Origin of the sequence: Pseudomonas sp. M47T1, from assembly GCF_000263855.1 — a bacterium.
Lineage (GTDB): Bacteria > Pseudomonadota > Gammaproteobacteria > Pseudomonadales > Pseudomonadaceae > Aquipseudomonas.
Map to the genome: position 1 here is coordinate 26,585 of NZ_AJWX01000010.1, position 25,456 is coordinate 52,040.

Genomic DNA, 25,456 nt, shown 5'->3' on the forward strand with positions numbered 1-25,456 from the left:
CGATTTCGCGCCACCTTACCTCCAGCGGAGGAAAAGATTACCGGCGCGCTCGGCAACGCACAAGAAAATGGAAAGGAAATGCACAACGATGATGTATCCGGATACGTCTAAGTATTACCCCCTCAAGGCTGGCATTGAACAACCCCAACGGATGGACTGCGCCAAGCGATGTCTTCTTGCCTTTTGTAAGCATAGGCAACAACCCGGGTATCCTTCACCAGGGCTGCACCACCACAATTTGGACACTTCACATTCACCACTCGTTTTCGAACCTGGTGTCCTCTTTCAAGACGCCCCAAGCGCCCCGAGATAGGCACAAAACATATCCGCCATCCCCTCGGCATACGTCTCGATGTCCTGCTGCGTACGGGGCACCTCGGAAAACCGCTTGCCCACGCTGCTCAGGGTGGAAATAACCAGCTCACTCGCCAGTTGCCGTCCCGCCTCAGTGGCATGGGGCAACGCATCGTGCATGAATGCCTGAAATGACTCCTGGCCACGGGCCCTGGCTTCGTGCGCTTCGGGGGCATTGCGATACAACGGCGCCGCATCATCCAGCGCCACACGCATAGCCGCCTCCTCGCACTCCGACGCAATGAACGCGTGTACCAGCCGACGCAAACGCACAAGCGGTGGCACGGTGCTGTCGGCAAGGATTCGAGTCAGCAGGCCGCTGGTCTGGCGCCACTCTTCACTCTGCAAGCGGAACAGAATCGCCGCCTTATTGGGGAAGTACTGGTACAACGAACCAATGCTCACGCCGGCCTTTTCTGCCACCCGGGCGGTGGTGAAGCGCTGGGCGCCTTCCTTGGCCAAAACCTGAGTGGCGGCTTCGAGAATGACCGCTACCAACTCGGTCGAGCGGGCCTGACGCGGCTGTTTGCGCTGGGAAATCGGGGGGGTCGGGCGTTCGCTCATGGGGGCTCGGGAATGCGATTGGAAAACCTGAATAATTGATCGCATTCTATGCCCACACCTCCAAACCTGTACACCCAAAGGAAAAACACCATGACCACGCTCACCGCAGCCCCCCTCGCCCTCCTGCTCGATCGCCTGTTTGCCGAGGCCGATGCCAAGCGCCCGGAGCTGGCCGGTTTGCCCGCCGAGGAACTGCAAGCACTGATGCACAGCAAGACCGGCTACCTGGAGCTGTACAGCCGCCTGAAGGACTTCGCCCTGCCAGTGTCGCGCGAGACCGGCAGGCTGCTGTACCTGTTGGCTCGCAGCAGCCAGGCAACCACCATCGTCGAGTTTGGCACCTCGTTCGGCCTGTCCACCCTGCACTTGGCCGCGGCGCTGCGCGACAACGGCGGCGGACGACTGATCACCAGCGAGTTCGAGCCTTCCAAAGTCAACATTGCCCGGCAGAACCTGTCTGCCGGTGGCCTTGCGGACCTGGTGGAAATCCGCGTCGGGGACGCCTTGCAGACCTTGAGCAATGACCTGCCCGAGCAGATCGACCTGGTGTTGCTGGACGGTGCCAAGCCGCTTTACCCGGCGATTCTTGACCTGCTGCAAAGCCGCTTCAAGCCAGGCGCCTTGATTGTCGCCGACAACGCCGACCACAGCCCCGAGTACCTGGCGCGCGTGCGTTCGGCCGGCGGTGGCTATGTGTCGCTGCCGTTTGCCGATGATGTCGAGTTGTCCATGCGCGTGGGCTAGCGCCTGTGCATTCGGAGCGATTCAACATGAACATTTTCGTCACCAGCGCCATCGGCTGGGTTGGCTCTGCCGTGGTCGACGATCTGATTACCTCAAACCATCAGGTTATTGGCCTGGTCCGCGACGACGCCAAAGTGGCCGGACGGCCGCTACTACAGGGTCATCGCAGGCTGCGTCACGGCGGGTGATTTTACTCACCCACTTCCAGCAGCTTGCCGTCGCCATTGAACTTACCCGCCTGGTAGTCACGGATGGCCTGTTCGATTTCGCCGTGGGTGTTCATCACAAACGGACCATGGGAAACCACAGGCTCGTTGATCGGGTCGGCGTGACCGAACAGCAGCACCGCGTCGCTGGCAGCCTCAATGCCCAAGGCATCGCCATCGTCGTTGATGCTGATCAGGTGCCACGGTTTCACCGCCGTGCCGCCCACGCTCACCTGCCCACTGACTACGTAGAGGAACACCGAGCGGCCGAGGGGTGCAGGCAGTTGGACCTGCGCGCCCGGCTGCAGTTGAACGGTGCTCATGAACACCCCGGTCAACGACTGAATGGCGCCCTGGGTGCCCTGGAACTCGCCCGACACCAGGTTGAGCACGCCCTTGCCATCGGCAATCGACAGCGCCGGAATGCCATCGGCCTGCACGCCGCTGTAGCGCGGCGCGGTCATTTTCAGCCGCGACGGCAGGTTGACCCACAGTTGCAGGATCTCCAGCGCCCCGCCGCTGTGCTTGAAGCCGGGCGGCGAAACTTCAGCGTGGATCAGGCCGCTGCCGGCGGTCATCCATTGCACGCCGCCGGCCTCTATCACGCTCTCATGGCCGCCGGTGTCGTAATGGGCCAGGTTGCCGGTGAGGATGAAGGTCACGGTTTCGAAGCCGCGGTGTGGGTGCGGGCCGAACGGCAGGCCGTTGTTGTTCGGCGCGTAAACCTGCGGGCCGTGGTGGTTGAGAAACAGGAACGGGTCGACTTGCTCAAGGTCTGCGCCGGGCAACGGTCGACGGGTGATCAGGTCGGCGATGTCATCACGGTAGGCCGGGTGGGACGCGGCGACGGTGCGGCTGGTCATGGGTAAGCCTCAACAATGTAAATGATGAAATGGTACGCCCTGTGGGCGCTGGCTTGCCAGCGAGCTTTTGCCTTTCAACAGCTCGCTGGCAAGCCAGCGCCCACAGGCATGCAGGCAATAAAAAACCCGCTGCCGCCCAGAGGACGACAGCGGGTTTTCAGGCGAGCGTCTTACTTGCTGTCTGGCAGCGCGTAAGCGATCACGTAATCACCGCGATCCGGCGATTGACGTGCGCCACCGGCGGTGATGACAACATACTGCTTGCCGGTTTTCGGCGACACGTAGGTCATCGGGCCACCCTGGCTGCCGACTGGCAGACGGGCTTTCCAGGCTTCTTCACCGGTTGCCGAGTTGTAGGCGCGCAGGTAGTAGTCCTGAGTACCGGCGATGAACACCAGGCCACCCTGGGTGGACAGCGTACCGCCCAGTGTCGGCATGCCGATGGGCATCGACAGCCCCATCTTGATGCCCATCGGACCGGTGTCCTTCACGGTACCGACCGGCACCTGCCAAGCGATCTTCTGAGTCTTCATGTCGATCGCGGTCAGGGTACCGAAAGGCGGTGCCTGGCAAGGGATGCCTGCAATCGACAGGAAGCGGTTCTTGTTCACGGCGTATGGGGTGCCTTTGAGCGGTACTGCGCCCATGCCAGTGTTCAGTGCTTCACCGCCCGAAGAGGCCTTGGCATCTTTCTGCTGCGGCACCATCTGGCTCCACAGGCCCAGACGCATGTCGTTGACGAAGATGAAACCGTGTACCGGGTCAGTCGACAGGCTACCCCAGTTCATGCCACCGAGCGATCCTGGGAAGCTCAGGGAAACGTCGGTACCCGGCGCGGTGTACAGGCCGTCGTAACGCATTTTCTTGAACTGGATGCGGCACAGCATCTGGTCGAACGGAGTAGCACCCCACATGTCCGATTCAGTCAGCTTCTGAGCACCGATCTGTGGCATGCCCACCGATTTTGGCTGGGTCATGGAGTACGGTTCGTTCGGAATGTCCGACTTCTTCACCGGTACTTCTTCAACCTTAGTCAGCGGCTTGCCGGTGTGGCGGTCCAGCACGTAGATCTGGCCAGCCTTGGTACCGATCACCACGGCCGGAACCTTGGTGCCATCCGGCTTGGCGAAGTCGATCAGGCTAGGCTGCATCGGCAGGTCGAAGTCCCACAGGTCATTGTGGACGGTCTGGTAGACCCACTTCTCTTCACCGGTGGTAGCGTTCAGCGCCAGGATCGAAGCACCGTACTTGTGGTTCAGGTCAGTACGTTCAACGCCGTAGATGTCGGTGGACGAGCTGCCCATCGGCAGGAACACAGTGTTCATGCTCGGGTCGTAGGACATTGGCGCCCAGCTGTTCGGCGTACTGCGCACGTAGGTGCTGCCGGCGGCAGGGGCTTGCTTGTCTTGCGGGTTACCCGGGTCGAACGCCCAGCGCATGGCACCGGTGGTCACGTCGAAACCGCGGATCACGCCGCCAGGCATGTCGGTCTGCACGTTGTCAGCTACACGGCCGCCAACCACTACAGTCGTACCGGCCATCAGCGGTGCCGAGGACAGTTGGTAGTAGGAGTCAGGTACGTCGCCCAGGCCGGCTTTGAGGTCGATCTGACCGTTGTTGCCGAAGTCCTTGCAGTACTCGCCGGTATCGGCATCGACTGCGATCAGGCGGGCGTCGATGGTATTGGTCAGCAGACGACGCTGGCACATGGCACCTGGTGCAACCGAGACGGCGGCGGCCGGCGTGCTGCCATCGGTAGGCGCGGCGACAGCGGTGGTGGCGTCGAAGTACGCCAGGCCACGGCAGCGCTGCCACACCTTGCTCTGGGCGTGCACGTCACGCTTCCACAGCTCTTTGCCGGTGTCGGCGTCCAGGGCAATGATGTTGTTGTGCGGGGTGCAGACAAACACCTTGTCGCCAACCTGCAGCGGGGTGTCCTGGTCTTCTGCGCCGTTGCCGTCGCTGATGGCGACGTCACCGGTGTGGTAGGTCCAGGCCGGGGTCAGCTTGGAAACATTACTGCGGTTGATCTGGTCCAACGCGGCGAAGCGGCTGCCACCTTCATCATTACCGTAGTGCTTCCAGTCTTTCTGCTCGTGGGCAGGGTCGACCTTGGTCAGGCCCGGGCCATCGCCGGTAGGCGCAACAGGATCGTGCGGAATGAACATGCCATAGGCACCGCCAGCCAGGGCGATGGCCAGCAGCACGGCCAGCGCGTAGCCGCCGTTGCCGCCTGGCAGGCCGTTGGCCTTGCGCAGGGTTGGGTACACCAGGGCGGCCAGCAGGCTCAGGACGCCCAGGGCGAACAGGCGCGAGATTTGCGGCCAGAAGTTCAAGCCGGCATCAGCCAGTGCCCAGATGATGCTTGCAACCATGACGGCGGTAAACAGCCAGGCGCCCAGCAGGCGTTGCTTGAACAGCAACACCGAAGACACCAGCATGCCGACGCCGGCCAGTACGAAGTACCAGCTGCCGCCCACGGAGGCCAGGTAACCACCCAGGCCTATGTAGAGAAGTGCAAAAACCAGCATGCCGAGACCGACGACCCATAGGGGCCAGCGGGCGACGTTTGCCGAAGTTCGAGTGTTAGTCATGTACATGATCCTACTGACGCATGAACGTTGCGGGGAATTTTAAGAGTAGTGGAGGCCGCAGCTTTTGGAGCCGGTTCCGTGACAATGTTCACCAAGGGCTTGCAAGGTCTGCGCACCGATGCATCCGGTGCGACTCACAAGCATGTCGCCGACACCCACCAGAATGCAATTAACTAATCAGTTAGTTACTGAATGTAAGCATACCAAAAAATGATGGCCCTGCGACAAGTTGTCATTTGATCGGGGGAGAAACACTGTTGTTTGGATGGTAACAATCGCGGGGCTGGCACCCTTCTACAGACTCTCCTGTACGTCAACCTGCATCGGCACAATGGCCACCAACCCCGCCACCGGCCGCGCCCCAGTGACGGCTTGCACCAGCGCGTCCACCGTGCGTTCGGCCAACGCCGCCACCGGGTGCGACAGTACCGCGTGCACCAGCCCGTCGCGCAACGCATGGGCGGTGAGCGGCGTGACCTCGTTGCACACCACAATCGGCAAGCGTTGCTGCCGGGCCTTGAGTTCACCCAGGGCCTGGATGACCCCGGCAATACCACCGCCGGCAACATACAGCCCGGCCAGTTCCGGCTCGCCCGTCAGCAGGTCGAGGGTATTGCCGTGAGCGAAGGCGTCGTCTTCCAGGGTGAGGCGCGTGGCCAGCAGGTCCCAGTCGGGGGACTGGTCGGCCAGGTAGCTGCGAAAACTGAATTCGCGCAGTTCCTGGCATTGAAAGCCCTGGCTGCTGAGCAGCACGGCCACCGGGCCGGGGCGGTTGGCCAGGCGGGAGACGAACCAACCGGCCGTGCGCCCCATGCGCCGGTTGTCCACGCCCACGTAGCCTGCTGTTGCCGCAGGTGACAGCGCCGAAATCAACGCCACCACCGCCACCCCGCTGTCGCTCAGGCGCGCTACCGCTTGGCGAATGACCGGGTGGTCCACGGCGACCACGCCCAGGCCATCCACCTGGTCACGCAGCGCTGCGATGCGTTGGGCCACGCGCGCCGGGTCCAGCTCGTCGAGGTAGGCGATCACCACGCGAATGCGCGCGTGGGGGTAATGCGCCGCGGCACTGGACAGGGCCTGGGCCAGTACCTGATAAAACGCCACGCCGCTCTTGTGCAGCGCAAACCCCAGGCGCACCGTGGGGCGATGGGTCAGCAGCCGCTGTTCAAGTACCGCCTTGGCATGAAAGCCCAGGCGCGTCGCCGCCTCGACAATGCGCTGGGCAGTGTCGCGGCGTACATCGGCGCGCAGGTTGAGCACACGGTCTACCGTGGACAGGCTGACACCGGCTTCCCGCGCGACATCGGCCATGGTGGGGCGACGTGTCGCGCGCGCAGACTCTGACATGTTCTGACATCCTGCCTGGGATGAATGAAAGGTTCTGACATATTAGCCCAAACTGCCATGGCGGCATGCCCGTGCAACGAATAGCATCAGCGCAAGGCTTGATGTAGCCGGCCTGCGGCGTTCGCGCCCAGGTCAATGATCGAACCAAAGGACCATAACAATGAAAATCGCCCTTGATCCCTACATGCACCGCCACCTCAGCCTGCCAGAGCTGTGCCAAAAAAGCGCCGAGCTTGGCTTTGAGTACCTGGAGCTGTCGCCGCGCGAGGACTTCCTGCCCTGGTGGGTTCACCCTCGGGCCCACAAGGAGCGCATCGCCGAATTCAGGAAAGCCCTGCGCGACCACAACCTGCAACTGGCCTCCCTGCTGCCCATGTACCGCTGGGCCAGCCCCCATGAAGACGAGCGCCGCACGGCCGTGGAGCATTGGAAGCGCGCCATCCAGGTGGCCGTGGAGTTGGACTGCACCACCATGAACTCGGAGTTCGGCCGCGGCCCGTCGCCGGATCGCGGGCACTCGGTGAGCTGTTGCGGCGGCGTGCACAGCCACGAGTCAAGCGAAGCGGCCTGGTGGCGGTCGATGGAAGAACTGGTACCTATCTTCGAGCGCGAGGGCATCACCCTCAACGTCGAACCCCATCCCGAGGACTGGTGCGAAACCCTCAACCCGGCCCTGGACATCATCAAGACGGTGGGTTCGGCGAACGTCAAGTTCCTGTACTGCGCGCCACACACTTTCTATTTCGGCGATGACATGGCCAGCATGATCGCCGACGCAGGCTCGCTGATTGCCCACGTGCACATTGCCGACACCTACAACCACAAGGCCTCGTCGGGGCTGCGCTACATCATCAACCCGCCGGGGGCGAAGGTCACGGTTCACCAGCACATGGACATGCACCAGGGCGAGATCGACTGGGACGTATTCTTCGGTTCGTTGGCCAAGACCGGCTTCGACGGCATTGTCACCGCCTGCGTGTTTGGCTGGGAAGAACGCGCCGATGCCTCAGGGCGTTTCATGCGTGAAGAAATCCAGAGGTACGTGGACAAATATTTCCGCTGAAGCAGGCCTGCACGGCGTGCTTCATGCGCCCCGCAGGCGCTGCCGCCAGGCTGCGAAGGCCCGCACAGCGGGCCCGATATCAGCAAGACACCGCCGAAGGTCTGCAGAGTTTTTCGCCGCCTGCAGCCCTCGCTACACGGCCACGCGGCGTCAACTGAGCTGATGAGCAAACCGCCCTACCGCGTCCACCACTTTGCGCGCACCCTCCTGGATTTCGACGATCACCTCCCCCGCCTGACTCGCCAATTGCACGCCCTGTTCGGCCTGCTGTTTGCTGTGGGCCATTTCGCGTACGGTGCCTTCCACCAGTGTCTGGTTCTGCTGCACCACGGCGGCGATTTCCTCGGTGGCCGTGCTGGTGCGCCCGGCCAGTTGCCGCACTTCATCGGCCACCACGGCAAACCCGCGACCCTGCTCGCCGGCGCGGGCGGCTTCGATGGCGGCGTTGAGGGCCAGCAGGTTGGTCTGCTGAGCGATGCTGCTGATGGTCTGGATGATGGAGCTGATCAGCAGCGACTGCTTGCCCAACGCCTCGACACCGGTGGAGGCCGACTGCATGTCATCGGCCAGCTTGCGCATGGTTTGCACGGTGTCGTTGACCACCACGGCGCCGCGCTGGGCGGTGACGTCGGTTTGCTGGGAAATGCCGTAGGCCGTGTGGGCCGCGGCGTTCACTTCCTCCTCGCGGGCCACCTGGTCACTGACCACAGTGGCGAACTTCACCACCTTGCTGAGTTTGCCTTCAGGGTCATACACCGGGTTGTACGTAGCCTCCAGCCACACGGTATGGCCGTGACTGTCGACCCGCTTGAACCGCCCGGCAACAAACTCACCGCGGTTGAGCGTGGCCCAGAACTCGGCGTACTTGGGCGAACTGGTTTCTTCAGCGGTGCAGAACAGCCGGTGATGCTGGCCCTTGACCTGGCTGAGGCTGTAGCCCATGGCCCGCAGGAACTGGTCGTTGGCCGACAGCACGTTGCCCTTGAGGTCGAATTCGATCACGGCGGTAGAACGCAGCAAGGCGTCGATGAACGAGGTGCTTTCCGCCGATTTTTCAATGTTGGCGGTGATGTTGTCGGCAAAGCAGCGCACATGGCTCAGCGCGCCGCTGGCATCGGCGATGGGCTGCCAATGGGCGCGAATCCATACCAGCACACCGTCGGCGCGCAGGAAACGGTAGTCATCGGTGATGGAGGAGCCCGAACCGATCGCGGCCATCAGGCTGTGGTAGCAGGGCAGCTTCGACACGTAGGCCGGGACAATCTCGGCCATGGGCCGCCCCACCAGTTGCCCCACCGAATACCCCAGCGCCTTGGCAAAGGACTCGTTGCAACCGTCGATGCGCATCTGCGGGTCGACGCTGAGCGTGAGCATTTCCCGTTGCAGGCCACCCACCAGTTGGCGCAGTTCATTCAGTTCGGCGGATTGTGACGCAAGTTGCTCTTTGAGACGGGTGTTGAACATGGGCCGATGACCTCCTTGTGGTAAGGAGAGTATCGGCGAGCATTTTCAGGGTATTAGCACCGTTCGGCGGCTTTTATCCCCCGTTGGCCGAGCTATTGGTGCTTTTCGGCATTTTCGATCAAGGCCAGCACGTCGCTGATGGTCGCTTCCAGGCATTGCCCTGCCTTGTAGGCCGCGAGCACTTCGGCGCTGCCCTCGACCACGGCACGCGGCCGCTCCACAAATAGACCGATCGGTTCGAACGCACAGTCCATCACCACCACCAGCGGTATAGACACCTTGTCCAGGCCTAGGCGCTCGCGCAGGTCATGTTCGGCGCGCGCCTTGCTGACCACCGCCAGTTGCACGCGCGGTTGCAGGCGGCACAGGTAATCCAGCGCGGCCAGGTTGAGTTGGCAGTCCGGGCACCACATTTCGCCTGCGGCCAGCAGGCGGTAGGAACCCTTGATGGCCGACAGCCGCTGAAGGGTCCGTTCGCTGACGCCGTCGGCTTCCAGCACCTGTTGCGCGCGATGCACCGTGTCGGCCTCGCCCTCAAGACCGGTGGCGACAAACGCGTCAAAGCGCTGGCCGATGTCTGACAGTTGGGAATACGAGGCCATGGTGCTTTCCTGAAAGAGTGGAACCAGAAGCCCATTGTAACCCACACCGTGCCTGCAGCCGCTGCCGAGGCGGTGGTGCTCAGGCAACCACAACGCCTATCATTCCACTTCGCGCTGAATGAGACCGCTCATGTTTGACTGGGAAGACCTTCGCTATTTTGCCCTTTTTGCCCGTGCCGGCTCGCTGTCGGCGGCCGCCCGGTTGTTGCGCGTGGACCATGCCACGGTGGCCCGGCGCATCGCGGCGCTGGAGACCTCGCTGAACCTCAAGCTGGTGGACCGCCGCCAGCGCGCCTATGTGCTGACCGACGACGGCCGGCGAGTGGCTGACTTCGGTGAGCACATGAACCAGTCCTCGTTTGCCCTGGAGCGTTTCGCCGGCGGCGAGCAGGCGCTGGTGCAAGGTGAAGTGATAGTGTCATCGCCCCCCGCCTTCGCCGGCGCATTGATTGCCCCTCATGTGAGCGCCCTGAATCAACGGCACCCGTTGCTCAAACTGCGGTTGATCGGTGCCAAGTCACGGGCATCGCTGGCCCGTCGCGAAGCCGACATCGCCATCAGCCTGATGCGCCCCAGCGAACCGACCCTGGTCGCGCGGCGTCTGGGCCAACTGGAGTTTCGCCTGTACGCCAGCCCAGCCTACCTGGCACGCAGCAGCGACTACGTGTTCATTGGGTACGACGACAGCATGGAGGGCTCGGCGCAACAGGACTGGTTGCTGGAGCAGGCCGATGGACGACCCTTGGCGCTGACCAGCAACGACCTGCGCATCCAGGCGATAGCGGCGGCCGGCGGCGCCGGGGTGGTCTTGCTGCCTGCGTTCATGGCCGCCGAGCATGACCTGGTGGCCCTGGACCCGAATGGGCCCTGCATGACCCGCGAAGTCTGGCTGGCGGTGCACGAGGACGTGCGCAATGCCGCGCACATTCGCGCGGTGATGGACTTCATCGCCGAGTGTGTGACCCCGGCCCTGTAATCGCCGCCTCCCAGCGCTCCAGGTATGCGTGTAAGGGCTTGTGCATTTTTGCACAAGCCAAATGCAACCCTGGGGAATTCAACCCGTGGCCATCCAACCGTAGCATCGCCATCCTCGATTGTTTCAACGGTGCTGCACCCATGACCGCAACCCCCTCGGCCCTCGCAGCCGCCCCCACCTCCACCGCCCCGCTGCTGCGCGCCGCCGGGGTGGTGACGGCGGTGTTCATCCTGTCCAACGCAGCCACGCCGCTGTACGGCCACTGGCAACAACAGATGGGTTTCGGCGCCGGCACCCTGGCGACGATCTTCACCTGCTACATCCTCGGGTTGTTGGGCACCCTGCTGGTGGCCGGACGGCTGTCCGACCACTTCGGCGCCAAGGCGCTGCTGATACCAGCCCTGATGCTGGCGATGATCGCCGCCGTGCTGTTCCAGCTCGCCACCAGCGTGGCGCTACTGATGGCGGCGCGCCTGCTCACGGGCGTGGCGGTGGGCATCATCGTATCCGCGGGCATGGCCAACGTGGTGAACCAGGCGGCACACTCGCAAAAACGCCAGGCGTCGCTGCTGGCCTCTGTGGCCATGGTGTTGGGCGCCGGCACCGGACCGTTGCTGGCCGGCATCATGGCGCAATACAGCCACCACCCGCTGACCGTTGTGTTCAACCTGGAACTGCTGTTGCTGGCACTGGCCCTGTGGGCAGTACTGGCCCTCCCGCGCCAGCGGCCCGCCACCGCCGCGCTCAAACTGCGGCTACCCTCGGTGCCCCGGGAAAACATTGGCCACGTGTTGCGCGGCGTCGCCTTCTTCGGCCCGGGCATCACTGCCACCTCCTTTGTATTGAGCCTGGGCCCCAGCCTGTTCGCCGCCTTCGCCCACGTGGGCAGCCCGCTGATCGCCGGGGGCACCGCCTTCGCCATGTTCATGGTGGGCGTGGCCGTGCAGTTCGCCGTGCAGCGCCTGGCCGTAACGCGCATCTTCCTGATCAGCGGCCTGGCCACGGTATTGGCCATGGCCACGCTGTGGCTGGCGGTAGGACAGTCGTCGGTGCCCTGGCTGGTGCTGTCGGCATTGCTGGCCGGCGCCGGGCAAGGCACCGGGCAACTGGGCGGCCTGAGCCTGATTGCCTTGCACGTACCGGCCAACCGCCGGGCCGAGGCCAACGGTGTGTTCAACATGGGCGGCTATGTACCGGCAGGCGCGCTGCCAATGGTGGCGGGCCATTTGATAGACCTGCATGGCCTGGCCACCGGCGTCACGGTGCTGGCGGCCATCATCGCCGGCTTGGCCGTAGCGGCGCTGATCACCGTGCAGCGGCTACAGCGCTAACCCCTGGCGCCCGCGCATCACTGCGTACAGGCGCCAGAACAGCAAGGCCGCCGTAGCCCGATACGGTGCCCAGGCCAAGGCCAGATTGGCCAGGTCCCGGGCGTTGACGGCCGACAGCTCGAAGGCATGGGCCACGGCCTTCTGCAACGCCAGGTCGCCCGCCGGAAAGATATCCGGGTGACCGGCGCAGAACATCAGGTAGATCTGCGCCGTCCACGGGCCAATGCCCGGCAGCCGGGTCAATTCGGCAATGGCCAGTTCGGCGGGCACCTGGGCGATGTGCGCCAGGTCCAGCTCTTTGTTTTCCAGGGCCTGGGCCAGGTGCGTCAGGGTCTTGAACTTACTGCGGCTCAGCCCCGCCCCCGCCAGGCCCTCCTCGCCCAGCGCCAGAAACCCCGCCGCCGTGGTGGCCTGGGGCAATAACGCCAGGCGCCCCCAGATGGCATCGGCACTGGCCACCGACACCTGCTGGCCACACACAATCCGCGCCAGGCCGGCAAACCCCGGCTCGCGCAGGCGTGGCGCAAAGTCACCCGCCAGGGCGTACACCGGTGCCAGGCGCGGATCAGCCTGCAGCAATTCGCGCAGATGCTGCCGTAGACGAGCGTGATGGGCAGTCAGATCAAGGTCGGTGGTCATGCCGCCACTATGCCGCGATTGCGCCGAAGATGAAACATGGCTCGGTGCTGTTGCCGCCCGTCACGCACCCGGTGACTCTGCGCCGGCCGGGGCATTGGACCCTGCCTCGCCACCTGACCAGGAACGGTTTGAATGCAAGCTCCGCCGGTATCGAGTCCAGCCCCGCCGCGTCAATCGCCGCGTCGGACTGGCAGGTGGGCACCATCGAGCACTTCGCCGACAAGCAGGCGTATGTCGACAACCTGAAGCAGTGGGGCGGGATTTTCCTCGAGCGCTTCAACCACGCCTTCAACGCTGGGCAATAACGCCCGCCGCCCCGCGAATACCTTCCAGCAGCATGGCGAACGCGGGGTTGTCGTTGTCTTCGCGCCAGATCAGGTGCAGTTCACTCTGCACCCCCTCGCCCAGGTCGATGTCGCGAAACACCACATTCTTGAACACCACGCTGGTGGCGCAGCGCGGCACCAGCGCCAACCCCAGGCCGGCATTGACCAGCGCCAGGATAGTCAGCGACGATCCCAGCCACTGCACGTAGTCGGGCGCCACCCGTGCCGAGCGCAGCATGCCGGTGAGCAGTTCGTTGAACGGCGGGTAGGCCGCGTGTGAGTACATCAGGAAAGGCTGCGCGTCCAGGTCGCGCACAGCCACGCTGTCGCTGCTGGCGAGGTGATGAGCACGAGGCACGGCCAGCACGAAGGGTTCACGCACCAGGCATTCGGTGGCGTAACCCGGCTCCAGCAACGGCGCACGAGCGATGCCCAGGTCGATGCGCCGAGCGCGCAGCGCTTCATGTTGGGTGTAGGTGTTCATTTCCGCCAGGTCGATTTTCACGTGGGGCTGCTTTAGCCGCGCTTCGGCGATCACCTTGGGCAGAAACTCGTACACCGCGCTGCCGACGAAGCTGATGGTCACTGCGCCAATGTCACCCTCGGCAAAGCGCTTGGCCGCCACCGCTGCCTGCTGGGCGCGCTCCAGCAAATTCTGTGCTTCGACGAAAAACGCCCGGCCGGCAGCGGTGAGCGCCACGCTGCGGGTGCTGCGGGTAAATAGCGCCACGCCCAGATGATGCTCCAGCAACTGAATCTGCCGGCTCAAGGGCGGCTGGGTCATGTTCAGGCGTTCGGCGGCACGGCGGAAATTCAGCTCCGTGGCCACCGTGGTAAAGCAGCGCAGCTGGGTCAGCTCGAACATTGATTCAGTCCGGGTATCAATCAAGTGTCAGGTTAGATTAGACGGGAACAATCCACGCGTCCATGATCGGTCTGTCCCTACAAAAACAAGATTGGGAGTCGCCCTTGAAAGCCCATCATGCCGCCACCGACACCTCCGTGCTCGAACGGGCCGCCGCCAAGGTGAAACGCCATGTGCTGCCGCTGTTTGTGGTGATGTTCATCGTCAATTACATCGACCGGGTCAACATCGGTTTTGTGCGCAGCCACATGGAGGCTGATCTGGGCATCGGCGCGGCCGCCTACGGCCTTGGCGCCGGATTGTTCTTCATCGGCTACGCGCTGTTTGAAGTGCCGTCCAACATCCTGCTGCAACGCTTCGGTGCTCGCGCCTGGCTCACGCGCATCATGTTCACCTGGGGCGCCGCGGCCATGGCCATGGCCTTCGTGCGCGGCGAAACCAGTTTCTATGTGCTGCGTTTTATCTTGGGCGCGGCCGAAGCCGGGTTCTTCCCCGGCATCATCTATTACTTCACCCAGTGGCTGCCCGCCAACGAACGCGGCAAGGCCATGGCGGTTTTCCTCAGCGGCTCGGCCATTGCCTCGGTGATCTCCGGCCCGGTGTCCGGCGCGCTGCTGAGCATCAATGCCCTGAGCCTGCACGCCTGGCAATGGATGTTCCTGATCGAGGGCGGTGCTTCGCTGGTGCTGTGCGGTTTCGTGTGGTTCTGGCTGCAGTCGCACCCGCGCCAGGCGCGCTGGCTGAGCGACGAGGAAAAGGACGCGCTGGAAACGACCATTGCCCAGGAGCAACAGGCCCGTGAGGCGCTGTACGTGGTCAAGCCGTCCATGTTCAAGCTGCTGGCCGACCGACAGATAGCGCTGTTCTGCTTCATCTACTTTTCCATTGCCCTGACCATCTATGGCGCCACCTTCTGGCTGCCCAGCATGATCAAGCAAATGGGCAACCTGGGCGACTTCGAGGTCGGCCTGTTCAACTCGGTGCCCTGGCTGATCTCCATCGTCGCCATGTACGGCTTCGCCGCCGTGGCCGCCAAGTGGAAACACCCGCAGGCCTGGGTGGCCCTGACCCTGGTGGTAGCGGCCATCGGCATGTTCATGTCCACCACCGGCGGGCCGGTATTCGCCTTTATCTCCATCTGCTTCGCAGCCATCGGCTTCAAGGCGGCGTCGGCACTGTTCTGGCCCATTCCCCAGGGTTACCTGGATGCGCGCATCGCCGCGGCGGTGATTGCCCTGATCAACTCCATCGGCAACCTCGGCGGTTTTGTCGCCCCGGCCACCTTCGGTTTCCTGGAGCAGACCACGGGCAGCATCGAAGGTGGCCTGTACGGTTTGGCAATTACCTCAATGGTGGCCGCCGTGGTGATCTTCTTTGCCCGCACAACCCCCACTAACCAGGCGCCCCGCGCTGGCCATCGCAAGCCGGCGGCGCTGGTGGTTTGAATAGACTGCACCTGTCAGGAGCCATCCTTTGAAAATCAAGCGTGTGACTGTCACCCCCATCGCCTTTCGCGACCCGCCGCTGCTCAATGCCAGTGGCATCCACGAACCCTTCGCCCTGCGCTCGATCATCGAGATCGAAAGCGACAACGGCTACATTGGCCTGGGCGAAAGCTATGGCGACGCGCCGGCGCTGGCCATCCAGCAGCAACTTCAGGTTCAGTTGATCGGCCTGGACCCATTCAACCTCAACCACCTGCGCCAGTTGGTCGAAGCCACCGTGGCGGCCAACCGCAGCACTAGCCTGGCCGGTGCCGAACTGGCCCCCGGTTCTCACGCCAGCAAGGCGGTGAGCAATGCCTACTCGGCATTCGAAGTGGCCTTCCTGGACTTGCAGGCGCATTACCTGAATGTGCCGCTGGTGGATTTGCTGGGCGGCGCGGTGCGCGACCAGATCCCGTTCAGTGCTTACCTGTTCTTCAAGTACGCCCAGCACATCGACTCACCCTACACGCCAGACAATTGGGGCGAAGCGCTGAGCGAGGCACAAATAGTCGCCCAGGCCCGGCGCATGATCGAAGCCTACGGCTTCAAGAGCATCAAACTCAAGGCCGGCACCCTGCCGCCCGAGCATGAGGTGGCGTGCATCAAGGCGTTGAAAAAAGCCTTTCCCGGCTACCCGCTGCGCATCGACCCCAACGGCAACTGGTCGCTGGAAACCGCCATCCGCATGGCCGAGTTGCTGGGCGACGATCTGCAGTACTACGAAGACCCCACTCCGGGCCTGGAAGGCATGAGCCAACTGCACAAGCGCACCGGCCTGGCGCTGGCCACCAACATGGTGGTCACCGACTTCGACGAGTTCCGTCGCAGCGTGGCCCTGGACAGTGTGCAGATCGTGCTGGCCGACCATCACTATTGGGGCGGCCTGCGCGATACCCAGGCACTGGCCAAAATGTGCCAGGTGTTCGGCGTGGGCGTGTCCATGCACTCCAACTCGCACCTGGGCATCAGCCTGATGGCCATGGCCCACGTGGCCGCTGCGGTGCCCAACCTGGACTACGCCTGCGACACGCACTACCCCTGGCAAGAGCCGGACGAGGAAGTGATCAAGGGCGGCAAACTGCCCATCGTCGACGGCTGTGTGAAAATCACCCGCGCCCCCGGCCTGGGCCTGGAACTGGACCACGACCAGTTGGGCAAATTGCATGACCAGTACCTGAGCTGCGGCATCCGCCAGCGCGATGATGTGCGGCAGATGCAGCGGTACCAGCCGGAGTGGATGACGGTTAAACCGCGGTTTTAATCACGGCATCTCCTGGGTTGCCTTGGATGTTCGGCGGGGGAACGGTTTTACAGGCCCAGGTGTACCTTCACAAACGCCTGTGCTTCGCGCGCCAGCTGGTCGAGGTGCCGGTCACGCTGCTTCTCGGCATTGACCATGGCCTTTTCGCCGTGCTGCTTGAGCAGGTAGGCGTGAATCTGCCGCACCTCCACCGAGCGGTAGATCGGCGCGGTGTCCAGCACCGGCGTCAGCCCTTGGGAGGCGTGGTTTCGGGTGTTCATCAACACCTGTGAGCCGCGGGTGCCCAGCACCTGGAAGCCCAAGGCCTGGCCGCACGCCACCTGGCTGACCACACAGCCAAGCTCCGCATGCGGGTAACGCGCCAGTACCTTCTGCACCATGGCCCGGGCAATGCCCTGGCGACGATGGCCGTCCTTCACCGCCAGGTACAGCAGCGAACAGGCCTGTGGATCATCGGTCAAGGGCAGGTACAGGGCAAAACCCAGCACCTGGGACGGGTCTTCATCATCCAGCGCCGCTACCACCTCAACCGGAAATCCGCGTGAACCATCCATGGCCTGCAGGTACAGATGCACCTCGTAGCCCACGCCATACTGATACAGCGGGTACAGCGCATTGCTGGACGGCAGCGCCACCTGGCTGATGGCGGTGAGGTTGTCGATCACCAGCTGCTGGATCTGGCTCTGGAACGACTCGGGCGGCGGGGTCTGGAACAGGGTGATACTGGGCATTGAGGGCAAAAGCTCCGGGAAGGCATGCCACATCATACCTGATTGTGGCAGCTGGCTTGCCAGCGAGCTGCTTGGCCCCAACAGCTCGCTGGCAAGCCAGCTGCCACAAAGAATGTGGTGTGATCCGGCAGGCGCGGGCAGCGTCTTTACTGCGCCACCACACCCACAACAGGCCCCCCATGCAAACGCTGTTAACCCAAATCCTCGACGAAGTGCGCCCGCTGATCGGTCAGGGCAAGGTTGCCGACTACATTCCCGCGCTGGCCGACGTCCCCGCCAACCAGCTGGGCATTGCCGTGTACGGCAACGACGGCAGCCTGTACAGCGCAGGTGATGCCCAGACGCCGTTTTCGGTGCAGAGCATTTCCAAGGTGTTCAGCCTGGTGCAGGCCATCGGGCATTCCGGCGAGGCCATCTGGGAGCGTCTGGGCCACGAGCCCTCGGGGCAGCCGTTCAATTCGCTGGTGCAGTTGGAGTTCGAACGCGGGCGGCCGCGCAATCCGTTCATCAACGCCGGTGCGCTGGTGATTTGTGACATCAATCAGTCGCGGTTCGCCGCGCCGGCGCTGTCGATGCGTGATTTCGTGCGGCGGCTGTCGGGCAACCCCCAGGTGCTGGTGGACGGCAAGGTGGCCGAATCCGAGTACCAGCACCGCTCGCGCAACGCTGCCATGGCATACCTGATGCAGTCGTTCGGCAATTTTCACAATGAGGTGGAATTGGTGCTGCGCAGCTATTTCAGCCACTGCGCGCTGCAGATGAACTGCGTGGACCTGGCCAAGGCGTTCTGCTTCCTGGCCAACGAGGGCTTCTGCAAGCACAGCGGCGAGCAGATCCTGAGCCCACGACAGAGTAAGCAGGTGAATTCGATCATGGCCACCAGCGGCCTGTACGACGAGGCCGGCAACTTCGCCTATCGGGTGGGTCTGCCGGGCAAAAGCGGCGTGGGCGGCGGCATCATTGCCGTGGTACCGGGGCAGTTCACGGTGTGCGTGTGGTCACCGGAGCTCAATGCCGCCGGCAACTCGCTGGCGGGCATGAAGGCCTTGGAGTTGCTGAGCGAGCGGATCAATTGGTCGGTGTTCTGACCCGGTGACCCGCGCCGCGAATGACCTGCCATAGGCTCCCGCAGGCTACTGGCCCAGGTCAGCCAGCAGGTCGGCCTGGACGATTTCGATCCAGTAGCCGTCGGGATCACTGATGAACGCCACGTGTTTCATTCCCTTGTCCAGGCGCTTGACGAAGGGTATCCGCAGGCGGTCGAAGCGGGCACAGGCGGCGTCGATGTCGGGCACGCTGAAGCAGATATGACCGAAGCCGCGCGGGTCCTGGTTGCCGTTGTGGTACCGCGAATCATCGCTTTCGGTGCCCCAGTTGTGGGTCAATTCCAGCACTGACTGGCGCCCGAAGGTGTACACCTGGCGCGCCCCGCGCTCTTCGGGCACTGCTTCGCCGGCGGTCATGGCCAGGAACAGCAGGGAGAACTTCGCCTCGGGGAAATCCACCTGGCGCAACAGCCGCATGCCCAGCACCCGGGTGTAGAAATCCAGTGAACGCTGGGGGTCCTTGACCCGGATCATGCTGTGGTTGAACACGTAGGCCTGGGTCTCGGCATCGGGGGCCAGGCACACGCCCGGCTGATTTTCGCTGATGAACGACATGGCAGGTATCTCAAGGTGAGGTGGCCCATTCTAGAAAGCCCGAGCGCCCCCGCGGTAATAGGCGCCTACTACGCTGCCACCGGCACGTCTAAGCTTATTCCAACGTAGTAGGCGCCTATTACCTGCCCCCCGCTGGCGTTACTACTATGGGTTGCGTGACAACAACAATAAGAAGGACATCGCCATGAGTAACCTGACACTCGATCGTCGCCGGTTTCTTCAGGGCAGTGGCGGCCTGCTGCTCGGTACGCTGCTGTTCACCAGCGGTCCCATTGCCCTGATGGCCCCCAGCCAAAGCTGGGCCCTGCCCATGACCACCTTGGACAGCGACAGCGGCGACAAGCTGCTGCTGATGGTGCGTCGACTCTACCCCCACGACACCCTGGAAGACGCGGTGTATGCCTTCCCGGTCAAGGCCCTGGACCAGAAGGCCAGCAGTGACCCCGGCGCCGCCGACGTGCTCAAGCAAGGCATCGCCACTCTGGACCAGAAAGCCGGGGGCGACTGGCGCAAGATCGACGCCACGCAGCAGGTCGCCATCCTGCAATCCATCCAGGACACCCCCTTCTTCGCCATGGTGCGCGCAACGGCAGTGAACACCCTGTACAGCAACGAACTGGCCTACCTGCACTTCGGTTACGAGGGTGCTTCCTTCCCCAAGGGCGGCTACCTGATGCGCGGTTTCAATGACCTGTCCTGGTTACCGAACCCGCCTGCGGCAGCGAGCCCCAACCCCTTTACGTGAGGAAGCACGCCCATGACCACTTTCAATCATGACGACGACTCGGTCGTGGTCGTCATCGGCTCTGGCGCCGGTGGCGGTACCCTGGCCAATGAACTGTGCCAGAAAGGCATTCCCGTGGTGCTGCTTGAAGCCGGCGCGCGGCAGAATCAGGGCACCTTCATCAACGACGAATGGCCCTCGTTCGCGCAATTGTCCTGGGGCGACACCCGCACCACCTCCGGCACCTGGCGGGTGGCCAAGGACTTCCCCAACCTGCCCGCCTGGATCTGCAAGACCGTGGGCGGTACCACCACCCACTGGGCCGGCGCCAGCCTGCGCATCCAGGAACACGAATTTCACGCGCTCAAGACCTACGGCGCCATCAAGGACGCCAACCTGCTGGACTGGCCAATCACCCTGGCCGAACTTGAGCCCTACTACGCCCGCGCCGAAGACAAGATGGGCGTGACCCGCACCAACGACATTCCGGGCCTGCCGGGCAACAACAACTTCAAGGTGCTGTACAACGGCGCGCAAAAGCTGGGCTACACCGAGTGCTCCACCGGCCACATGGCCATCAACAGCCGCCCGCGCGCCAACCGTGCCTCGTGCCAGCAACTGGGTTTCTGCTTCCAGGGCTGCAAGATGGGCGCGAAGTGGTCAACGTTGTACACCGAAATCCCCGCTGCCGAAGCCACCGGCAAACTCGACCTGCGCCCCTCCTCCCAGGTGCTGCACATCGAGCACAACGACAAGGGCCTGGTCAGCGCCGTGGTCTACGCCGACGCCAACGGCCAATTGCAACGGCAGAAAGCCCGGGTGGTGGCCGTGGCCGGTAACGCCATCGAAACCCCGCGCCTGCTGCTCAACTCCCACAGCAGCAAGTTCCCCCATGGCCTGGGCAACGGCGCCGGCATGGTGGGCAAGCATTACATGCGCCACACCACAGGCTCGGTGTTTGCCGAGTTCAGCGAACCGGTGCACTTCTACCGCGGCACCATCATGGCCGGCATCATCAGCGACGAGGTGAAGTTCAAGCCCGAGCGCGGCTTTGTCGGCGGCTATGAAATGGAGACCATTTCCCTGGGGCCGTCCTTCCTCGGCGCGTTCTTCAACCCCGGCGCCTGGGGCCCGGATTTTACCCGGGTGATGGACCAGTACACACACTTGGCCGGGCTGTGGATCGTGGGCGAGGACATGCCGCGCGAAACCAACCGCGTCACGGTCAACGAACAGGTGAAGGATCAGTTCGGGCTGCCGGTGGCCAACGTGCACTACGACGACCACCCCAACGACCTGGCCATGCGCGAGCACGCGTTCACCCAGGGCCAGGCGCTGTATTCGGCCGTGGGCGCACTCAAGACCCACCGCGTGCCGCCCTACCCCTCCACCCACAACCTGGGCACCTGCCGCATGAGCGCCAAGGCCGCCGACGGCGTGTGCAACGGCCATGGCCAGAGCCACGAAATCGCCAACCTGTTCATCAGCGACGGCAGCCAGTTCACCACCAGCGCGGCGGAAAACCCGACCTTGACCATCGTCACCCTGGCCATCCGGCAAGCCGATTACATCGCCCAGGCAATGAAGGAGCAACGCGTCTGACCGCTGCGTCGTGGCTGCTGCGTCCTAGCGGTTGCCGTCAGGCTGCGCAGGCCCTTGAGCACACTGAAGATCTTCAGCGCGGGTCAGGGCCAGCGCAGCCGGGCGCAGCAGGGGCGATCACCGTGGCGTCCAGGTTTTCCATAAAAAAGGTCACCGCCACCAGCAAGGCAATCCACCTGTGCATCAGTCCAGTGGCACGGTCAGGCGATCGATGACCGGGCGGGTTTCAGGGCGCACGCCGCGCCACCATTCGAACGCCTCGGCGGCCTGTTCCACCAGCATGCCAACACCGTCTGCCAGTTGCGCGACACCCGACTCCCGGGCCAGGCGCAGGAACGGCGTGAGGCCTTTGCCGTAGGCCAGTTCATAGGCCAGTAGCGCATGGTCGAACACCTCGGGGCCGATAGGCGGCAGTTCGCCCACCAAACTGGCCGAGGTGGCGTTGATCACCAGGTCGAAATCCTGACCGCCCAAGGCGTCGTAGGCGCACACCTGCACGCGCGGGTCGGTGACCTCGGCGGCCAGGGTGCGAGCCTTGGCCAGGTCGCGGTTGGCAATCACCAAGTGGGCCGGGCCCGCCGCCAGGAATGGCAGCAAGGCGCCGCGTGCCGCGCCGCCCGCGCCCAACACCAGGACCTTGCGGCCGGCCAAGGGCACTTGCAGGTTGTGCTCGATGTCGCGCAGCAGGCCTATGCCGTCGAAGTTCTCAGCGTAGACCTTGCCGTGTTCGAACTTCAGCGCGTTGGAGGCCTTGGCCAGGGTGGCGCGCTCGCTGCGGGCGTCGGCCAGTTCAAAGGCGCGCAGTTTGAACGGCGCGGTGATGTTCATGCCGCGCCCGCCTGCGTCGCGAAAGCCCAGCACTTGGGCCTCGAACCCGTCCAGGCCACCTTCAATGGCGCCGTATTCCAGGTCCTGCTGGCTGACCTCGGCAAACAGGCCGTGAATCAGCGGCGACTTGGTGTGGTTGATCGGGTGCCCGATCACGCTGTAACGGTCTGTCATTGTCCACCTCCATGGGAAAACAGCACGCCGTCGGCCTGCATTGCCGCGATCTCGTCCGCGCTGAAGCCCAGTTTGGCCGCCACCTGGGCGTTGTGTTCGCCCAGGTCGGGGGCCACCTGATGAATCGTGGTGTCGCAGTCGGAGAAGCGGAACGGCAGGTTCGGCATGCGCAGGGTACCGTAGCGCGGATGCTCCTGCTCTACGACCATATTCCGAGCCTTGATCTGCGGGTCGGCGATGACCTCGTCGATACGCTGCACCTTGGCGCTGGGCACGTCGATTTCATCCAGCAACGACAGGATGCGCGCCACCGGGTTGGCAGCCACCCACGCCTTGACCGTATCGAGAATCTCCACCCGGTGGGTATTACGGCCGTTCAGGCTATGCAAGCGTGTGTCGCCGCCAAAGCCGGCCGGGCCGCCGTTGTTCTCCAGCATCACGGCAAAGCGCTTCCAGGCATCGTCCACCTGGGCGGCGATCACCAGGTCGCCGTCGGCGGCGCGGAACACGCCGTACAGGGTCGAGGTAGGCATGTCGTGGCCCGTCTGCTGCGGCACGATTTCACCGTTGGACAAGGTGTAGCACTGCACCGCGTATTCGTGCATGGACACCAGGGTGTCATACAGGGCCATGTCGATGTGCTGGCCGCGCCCGCTGTTCACCCGGCCCAGCAACGCCGCATTGATGGCCGCCACCGCGTGGATGCCGGTGTACATGTCGCCCAGGGATATGCGCAGCAGCGGCGGCGCCTCGCCCGGGTTGCCGACCATCTGCATGATGCCGCTCTTGGCTTCGGCGATCAGGCCGAAACCGGCGCGGTGGGCGTCGGGGCCAGTGTGGCCGTAGGCCGATATCGAGCAATACACCAGTTTGGGGTTGCGCGCCGACAGCTCGGCATAGCCCAGGCCCAGTTTTTCCAGGGCACCGGGGCGGTAATTCTCGATGAACACGTCGGCGCTGTCGCAGAGCTTGTGCATGAAGTCCTTGCCGCGTGGGTCGCGCATGTTGACGCTGACGCCCTGCTTGCCCATGTTCAGCTGCAGGAAATAACCGCTCTGGTGCTCGTCCAGGGTGAACGCGTGCTGGCGGCCGGCATCGCCAGTGCCGGGGCGTTCCACCTTGATCACTTCAGCGCCCAGGGCGGCCAGGCAGCGACCCACGTACGGGCCCGCGAGGAAGTGGCTGTAGTCGATGACACGAATGCCTTTCAAGGGCAGTGGCTGGCTCATGCTTGGGGCCTGCGAGGGACCATCAAGCGATGCTCGCCGCGCTGCACGACCTCGCCTTTCTGGTTGATCAATTCCGAAGGCAGGACAACGATGCCCCACCCCTGCTTGCTGTTGCTGGCACGCATGCTGCCCACCCGAAACTTCACGTGCAGCACGTCATTGACCTTGATGGGCAACACAAAGTCCCAGGTCCAGCCCAGGCTCATGCCTGGCAGGAAGCGGTAGTCGCTCTGGGTTTTCAGGCCGTCGGCAATGCTCTGGCCGAACAGCCCGTGGGCCACCAGGCAGCCGAAGTGGCTGGCGTTGGCGTAGGCCTCGTCCACGTGCACCGGGGTGTGGTCGCCGGTGAGGTCGGCGTAGGCCAGGATGCGTTCCTTGGTGACGGTGTATTCAGGGCTGGTGCATTCGTCGCCTTCGCGGGCGTCGTCCCAGTATTTTTCTTGTGCGGTCATAGGGCAGCTCACGAACGAGGGTTGATGGCCAGGGCCTGGGCCACGCAGGCAACCGGCGAGGCTTGAATGAATTCCACCGCCAGGCCGTCCGGCAGGCGCAGCCAGTTGTGGCCCTGGGCCATTTGCGTCACGTCGAACGTGCGGGCGGCAGCCAGCGCGTAGTCGACGTCTTCACACATCACGCCCAAGTGGCCCAGGCGGCCTTCGGGCCCTTCATGGTCAGGCTTGCTCATGAACTGCATGCCGCCCAGGGTCCAGTACTGAATGGGTTCTGCGACGCTGCCCTGCACTTCGCGCAAGGTCATGCCGAACACCTCATGGAAAAAACGAATGTGCCAGTGGATGTCTTTGACCCAGACGGCAACGTGTTCTACATAGGCTTTGGGGATGCTCACGACTTGGCTTCCTCTTGTGGCTGTTGATCGGCCATGGCCCGCTCGATGCCCTTGATGCAGGCCACCAGCGTGGCGTTGACGGGGGTGGCCACGCCGTGGCGCTGGCCCCAGCGCACGACCGAGCCGTTGATGAAGTCGACTTCGGTGACCGAGCCCTTTTCCAGGCTCTGCAACATCGAGGTCTTGAAGGCGGCGGGCAGGCCTTCAGCCGCCAGGTTCCAGGCCGCGCCGGGGTTAGTCAGGCTCAGTTGCACGCCAGCGGCGGTGGCCACGGCGATGGCTTCGGCTACCGCCGACAGCGACACAGCCTTGAGCATCGGCTCGCTGTACAGTTGGCCGTAGGTGAGGCGAGTGATGCCGGTCAGGGCGCCGGTGGCGACGTTGACCAGCAGCTTGTCCCACATGGTGCCGACAATGTTCTCGCTCACCGTGGTGGCCAGCCCGGCGCCGTTGAAGGCATCGGCGATGGCCTGCACACGGTCGCTGAGGCTGCCATCCAGCTCGCCAATGTAGGTGTGCTTGCCCGTCACGCCGGCCCGAATCACGCCGGGGGCCAGCATCACGCCGCCGACGTAGGTCTTGCCGGCCAGGACGTTGGCGCGCCCCACCGCCTCGGCCAGAATGTCTTCATGGCCCAGCCCGTTCTGCAACGACAGCACCAGGGTGTGCGGGCCCATCAGCGCCTTGGCGCCGGCGATGGCCTGGGCGGTGTGGAAGGACTTCACCAACACCACCACCAGGTCCACTTCGCCCACGCGGTCGGCATGGGTACTGGCATTGACCTTGACGCTGCGCTGGCCGTGCTCGTCGTGCACGGTCAGGCCGTCACGGTTCATGGCGTTTACGTGGGCCGCCGAACGGTTCAACAGCCAGGTATCGTGGCCGGCTTCACTCAGGGTGGCGCCGATGGCGCAGCCCAGTGCGCCGGCGCCAAGCATGCATATTTTCAAGCGGTGGCCTCCTTTTTTTAT

Annotated in this window: 26 protein-coding genes and 1 pseudogene; 11 read left to right on the forward strand and 16 right to left on the reverse strand. The window is 63.7% G+C overall.

Annotated elements, in window-relative coordinates; all coding sequences use genetic code 11:
- Window positions 1–285: 285 nt before the first annotated feature.
- On the reverse strand, window positions 286–918 hold the full coding sequence (locus tag PMM47T1_RS12515; RefSeq protein WP_008369214.1) for a TetR family transcriptional regulator: 633 nt from the start codon (window positions 916–918) through the stop codon (window positions 286–288).
- Between the two features lie 90 nt (window positions 919–1,008).
- Between PMM47T1_RS12515 and PMM47T1_RS12520 the strand changes: the two genes are divergently transcribed.
- The gene (locus PMM47T1_RS12520; protein ID WP_008369217.1) at window positions 1,009–1,662 is read left to right on the forward strand and encodes an O-methyltransferase; all 654 of its coding nucleotides are present in this window, start codon (window positions 1,009–1,011) and stop codon (window positions 1,660–1,662) included.
- Window positions 1,663–1,688: 26 nt separating this feature from the next.
- Window positions 1,689–1,850: an NAD-dependent epimerase/dehydratase gene (locus tag PMM47T1_RS29780; RefSeq protein WP_008369218.1), complete on the forward strand. Its 162-nt coding sequence runs from the start codon at window positions 1,689–1,691 to the stop codon at window positions 1,848–1,850.
- Between the two features lie 2 nt (window positions 1,851–1,852).
- On the opposite strand, the gene PMM47T1_RS12525 is transcribed toward PMM47T1_RS29780, so the two are convergent.
- The 3 genes from PMM47T1_RS12525 to PMM47T1_RS12535 form a co-directional block, all read right to left on the reverse strand.
- Window positions 1,853–2,731, reverse strand: coding sequence for a pirin family protein (locus PMM47T1_RS12525; RefSeq protein ID WP_008369221.1), 879 nt, complete (start codon window positions 2,729–2,731; stop codon window positions 1,853–1,855).
- A gap of 170 nt (window positions 2,732–2,901) precedes the next feature.
- On the reverse strand, window positions 2,902–5,325 hold the full coding sequence (locus tag PMM47T1_RS12530; protein ID WP_043300968.1) for a glucose/quinate/shikimate family membrane-bound PQQ-dependent dehydrogenase: 2,424 nt from the start codon (window positions 5,323–5,325) through the stop codon (window positions 2,902–2,904).
- 294 nt (window positions 5,326–5,619) lie between these two features.
- Entirely contained in the window at window positions 5,620–6,675 is a 1,056-nt protein-coding gene (locus PMM47T1_RS12535; RefSeq protein WP_043300969.1) for a LacI family DNA-binding transcriptional regulator, read from the reverse strand.
- Between the two features lie 160 nt (window positions 6,676–6,835).
- On the opposite strand from PMM47T1_RS12535, the gene PMM47T1_RS12540 reads away from it, so the two are divergent.
- Entirely contained in the window at window positions 6,836–7,738 is a 903-nt protein-coding gene (locus PMM47T1_RS12540; protein ID WP_008369229.1) for a sugar phosphate isomerase/epimerase family protein, read from the forward strand.
- A 150-nt stretch (window positions 7,739–7,888) separates the two neighbouring features.
- Here the strand turns inward: PMM47T1_RS12540 and PMM47T1_RS30850 are convergent, their stop codons facing one another.
- The 3 genes and pseudogenes from PMM47T1_RS30850 to PMM47T1_RS12550 all read right to left on the reverse strand — a co-directional run bounded on the left by PMM47T1_RS30850 (window position 7,889) and on the right by PMM47T1_RS12550 (window position 9,804).
- Window positions 7,889–8,446, reverse strand: a complete 558-nt coding sequence (locus PMM47T1_RS30850; protein WP_425225844.1) for a methyl-accepting chemotaxis protein — start codon at window positions 8,444–8,446, stop codon at window positions 7,889–7,891.
- A pseudogene (locus PMM47T1_RS30855) lies at window positions 8,426–9,202 on the reverse strand (PAS domain-containing protein); the annotation flags it as partial. The pseudogene PMM47T1_RS30855 and the gene PMM47T1_RS30850, both read right to left, overlap by 21 nt.
- A 92-nt stretch (window positions 9,203–9,294) precedes the next feature.
- Window positions 9,295–9,804: a thioredoxin family protein gene (locus PMM47T1_RS12550; protein ID WP_008369234.1), complete on the reverse strand. Its 510-nt coding sequence runs from the start codon at window positions 9,802–9,804 to the stop codon at window positions 9,295–9,297.
- Window positions 9,805–9,934: 130 nt separating this feature from the next.
- Here PMM47T1_RS12550 and PMM47T1_RS12555 point away from each other — a divergent pair, with 130 nt between their 5' ends.
- Both PMM47T1_RS12555 and PMM47T1_RS12560 read left to right on the forward strand, forming a co-directional pair.
- Entirely contained in the window at window positions 9,935–10,780 is an 846-nt protein-coding gene (locus tag PMM47T1_RS12555; RefSeq protein ID WP_008369237.1) for a LysR family transcriptional regulator, read from the forward strand.
- Between the two features lie 140 nt (window positions 10,781–10,920).
- The gene (locus PMM47T1_RS12560; protein ID WP_008369239.1) at window positions 10,921–12,111 is read left to right on the forward strand and encodes an MFS transporter; all 1,191 of its coding nucleotides are present in this window, start codon (window positions 10,921–10,923) and stop codon (window positions 12,109–12,111) included.
- Here the strand turns inward: PMM47T1_RS12560 and PMM47T1_RS12565 are convergent.
- On the reverse strand, window positions 12,100–12,750 hold the full coding sequence (locus tag PMM47T1_RS12565) for a DNA-3-methyladenine glycosylase family protein (protein ID WP_008369241.1): 651 nt from the start codon (window positions 12,748–12,750) through the stop codon (window positions 12,100–12,102). The two genes, PMM47T1_RS12560 and PMM47T1_RS12565, sit on opposite strands and share 12 nt — an antisense overlap.
- A 128-nt stretch (window positions 12,751–12,878) precedes the next feature.
- On the opposite strand from PMM47T1_RS12565, the gene PMM47T1_RS29785 reads away from it, so the two are divergent.
- Window positions 12,879–13,055 carry a hypothetical protein gene (locus tag PMM47T1_RS29785; RefSeq protein WP_157212993.1) on the forward strand — a complete coding sequence of 59 codons (177 nt, stop codon included), beginning with the start codon at window positions 12,879–12,881 and terminating at the stop codon, window positions 13,053–13,055.
- On the opposite strand, the gene PMM47T1_RS12575 is transcribed toward PMM47T1_RS29785, so the two are convergent.
- Window positions 13,039–13,941: a LysR family transcriptional regulator gene (locus PMM47T1_RS12575; protein WP_008369244.1), complete on the reverse strand. Its 903-nt coding sequence runs from the start codon at window positions 13,939–13,941 to the stop codon at window positions 13,039–13,041. The two genes, PMM47T1_RS29785 and PMM47T1_RS12575, sit on opposite strands and share 17 nt — an antisense overlap.
- A 104-nt stretch (window positions 13,942–14,045) precedes the next feature.
- Here PMM47T1_RS12575 and PMM47T1_RS12580 point away from each other — a divergent pair, with 104 nt between their 5' ends.
- Complete coding sequence (locus PMM47T1_RS12580; protein ID WP_008369246.1) at window positions 14,046–15,386, forward strand: MFS transporter; 1,341 nt, start codon at window positions 14,046–14,048, stop codon at window positions 15,384–15,386.
- A gap of 28 nt (window positions 15,387–15,414) precedes the next feature.
- Window positions 15,415–16,689, forward strand: coding sequence for a glucarate dehydratase family protein (locus PMM47T1_RS12585; RefSeq protein ID WP_008369249.1), 1,275 nt, complete (start codon window positions 15,415–15,417; stop codon window positions 16,687–16,689).
- Window positions 16,690–16,736: 47 nt separating this feature from the next.
- Here the strand turns inward: PMM47T1_RS12585 and PMM47T1_RS12590 are convergent, their stop codons facing one another.
- The gene (locus PMM47T1_RS12590; RefSeq protein WP_008369252.1) at window positions 16,737–17,420 is read right to left on the reverse strand and encodes a GNAT family N-acetyltransferase; all 684 of its coding nucleotides are present in this window, start codon (window positions 17,418–17,420) and stop codon (window positions 16,737–16,739) included.
- Between the two features lie 179 nt (window positions 17,421–17,599).
- Between PMM47T1_RS12590 and glsB the strand changes: the two genes are divergently transcribed.
- Window positions 17,600–18,508: a glutaminase B gene (glsB, locus tag PMM47T1_RS12595; protein WP_008369255.1), complete on the forward strand. Its 909-nt coding sequence runs from the start codon at window positions 17,600–17,602 to the stop codon at window positions 18,506–18,508.
- Between the two features lie 45 nt (window positions 18,509–18,553).
- Here glsB and gloA read toward each other — a convergent pair whose 3' ends face one another.
- Entirely contained in the window at window positions 18,554–19,081 is a 528-nt protein-coding gene (gene gloA, locus PMM47T1_RS12600; protein ID WP_008369258.1) for a lactoylglutathione lyase, read from the reverse strand.
- A gap of 184 nt (window positions 19,082–19,265) precedes the next feature.
- Here gloA and PMM47T1_RS12605 point away from each other — a divergent pair, with 184 nt between their 5' ends.
- Both PMM47T1_RS12605 and PMM47T1_RS12610 read left to right on the forward strand, forming a co-directional pair.
- The gene (locus PMM47T1_RS12605) at window positions 19,266–19,826 is read left to right on the forward strand and encodes a hypothetical protein (RefSeq protein WP_008369261.1); all 561 of its coding nucleotides are present in this window, start codon (window positions 19,266–19,268) and stop codon (window positions 19,824–19,826) included.
- A gap of 12 nt (window positions 19,827–19,838) precedes the next feature.
- On the forward strand, window positions 19,839–21,407 hold the full coding sequence (locus PMM47T1_RS12610; RefSeq protein ID WP_008369263.1) for a GMC family oxidoreductase: 1,569 nt from the start codon (window positions 19,839–19,841) through the stop codon (window positions 21,405–21,407).
- A gap of 183 nt (window positions 21,408–21,590) precedes the next feature.
- On the opposite strand, the gene aroE is transcribed toward PMM47T1_RS12610, so the two are convergent.
- Genes aroE through PMM47T1_RS12635 form a run of 5 tightly spaced genes read right to left on the reverse strand, consistent with a single transcriptional unit; the run spans window position 21,591 to window position 25,435 of the window.
- Window positions 21,591–22,409, reverse strand: a complete 819-nt coding sequence (aroE, locus tag PMM47T1_RS12615; protein WP_008369265.1) for a shikimate dehydrogenase — start codon at window positions 22,407–22,409, stop codon at window positions 21,591–21,593.
- Window positions 22,406–23,638, reverse strand: a complete 1,233-nt coding sequence (locus tag PMM47T1_RS12620) for a CaiB/BaiF CoA transferase family protein (RefSeq protein WP_008369267.1) — start codon at window positions 23,636–23,638, stop codon at window positions 22,406–22,408. The genes aroE and PMM47T1_RS12620 overlap by 4 nt, the downstream gene beginning before the upstream one ends.
- Entirely contained in the window at window positions 23,635–24,090 is a 456-nt protein-coding gene (locus PMM47T1_RS12625; RefSeq protein ID WP_008369270.1) for a MaoC family dehydratase, read from the reverse strand. Before PMM47T1_RS12625 ends, PMM47T1_RS12620 begins: the two co-directional genes overlap by 4 nt.
- A gap of 8 nt (window positions 24,091–24,098) precedes the next feature.
- Complete coding sequence (locus PMM47T1_RS12630) at window positions 24,099–24,485, reverse strand: VOC family protein (RefSeq protein ID WP_008369273.1); 387 nt, start codon at window positions 24,483–24,485, stop codon at window positions 24,099–24,101.
- Window positions 24,482–25,435: a ketopantoate reductase family protein gene (locus tag PMM47T1_RS12635; protein WP_008369275.1), complete on the reverse strand. Its 954-nt coding sequence runs from the start codon at window positions 25,433–25,435 to the stop codon at window positions 24,482–24,484. Before PMM47T1_RS12635 ends, PMM47T1_RS12630 begins: the two co-directional genes overlap by 4 nt.
- Window positions 25,436–25,456: the final 21 nt, after the last annotated feature.

Excerpts from the sequence above, each read along its gene's own strand:
- PMM47T1_RS12610 (WP_008369263.1), top strand. The coding sequence starts at position 19,839 with ATGACCACTTTCAATCATGACGACGACTCGGTCGTGGTCGTCATCGGC.
- PMM47T1_RS12535 (WP_043300969.1), bottom strand. The coding sequence starts at position 6,675 with ATGTCAGAGTCTGCGCGCGCGACACGTCGCCCCACCATGGCCGATGTC.
- PMM47T1_RS12620 (WP_008369267.1), bottom strand. The coding sequence starts at position 23,638 with ATGAGCCAGCCACTGCCCTTGAAAGGCATTCGTGTCATCGACTACAGC.
- PMM47T1_RS12590 (WP_008369252.1), bottom strand. The coding sequence starts at position 17,420 with ATGCCCAGTATCACCCTGTTCCAGACCCCGCCGCCCGAGTCGTTCCAG.
- glsB (WP_008369255.1), top strand. The coding sequence starts at position 17,600 with ATGCAAACGCTGTTAACCCAAATCCTCGACGAAGTGCGCCCGCTGATC.
- PMM47T1_RS12550 (WP_008369234.1), bottom strand. The coding sequence starts at position 9,804 with ATGGCCTCGTATTCCCAACTGTCAGACATCGGCCAGCGCTTTGACGCG.
- PMM47T1_RS29780 (WP_008369218.1), top strand. The coding sequence starts at position 1,689 with ATGAACATTTTCGTCACCAGCGCCATCGGCTGGGTTGGCTCTGCCGTG.
- PMM47T1_RS12515 (WP_008369214.1), bottom strand. The coding sequence starts at position 918 with ATGAGCGAACGCCCGACCCCCCCGATTTCCCAGCGCAAACAGCCGCGT.
- PMM47T1_RS12565 (WP_008369241.1), bottom strand. The coding sequence starts at position 12,750 with ATGACCACCGACCTTGATCTGACTGCCCATCACGCTCGTCTACGGCAG.
- PMM47T1_RS12530 (WP_043300968.1), bottom strand. The coding sequence starts at position 5,325 with ATGACTAACACTCGAACTTCGGCAAACGTCGCCCGCTGGCCCCTATGG.
- aroE (WP_008369265.1), bottom strand. The coding sequence starts at position 22,409 with ATGACAGACCGTTACAGCGTGATCGGGCACCCGATCAACCACACCAAG.
- PMM47T1_RS12605 (WP_008369261.1), top strand. The coding sequence starts at position 19,266 with ATGAGTAACCTGACACTCGATCGTCGCCGGTTTCTTCAGGGCAGTGGC.
- PMM47T1_RS12540 (WP_008369229.1), top strand. The coding sequence starts at position 6,836 with ATGAAAATCGCCCTTGATCCCTACATGCACCGCCACCTCAGCCTGCCA.
- PMM47T1_RS12625 (WP_008369270.1), bottom strand. The coding sequence starts at position 24,090 with ATGACCGCACAAGAAAAATACTGGGACGACGCCCGCGAAGGCGACGAA.
- gloA (WP_008369258.1), bottom strand. The coding sequence starts at position 19,081 with ATGTCGTTCATCAGCGAAAATCAGCCGGGCGTGTGCCTGGCCCCCGAT.
- PMM47T1_RS12555 (WP_008369237.1), top strand. The coding sequence starts at position 9,935 with ATGTTTGACTGGGAAGACCTTCGCTATTTTGCCCTTTTTGCCCGTGCC.
- PMM47T1_RS12520 (WP_008369217.1), top strand. The coding sequence starts at position 1,009 with ATGACCACGCTCACCGCAGCCCCCCTCGCCCTCCTGCTCGATCGCCTG.
- PMM47T1_RS12560 (WP_008369239.1), top strand. The coding sequence starts at position 10,921 with ATGACCGCAACCCCCTCGGCCCTCGCAGCCGCCCCCACCTCCACCGCC.
- PMM47T1_RS12575 (WP_008369244.1), bottom strand. The coding sequence starts at position 13,941 with ATGTTCGAGCTGACCCAGCTGCGCTGCTTTACCACGGTGGCCACGGAG.
- PMM47T1_RS12525 (WP_008369221.1), bottom strand. The coding sequence starts at position 2,731 with ATGACCAGCCGCACCGTCGCCGCGTCCCACCCGGCCTACCGTGATGAC.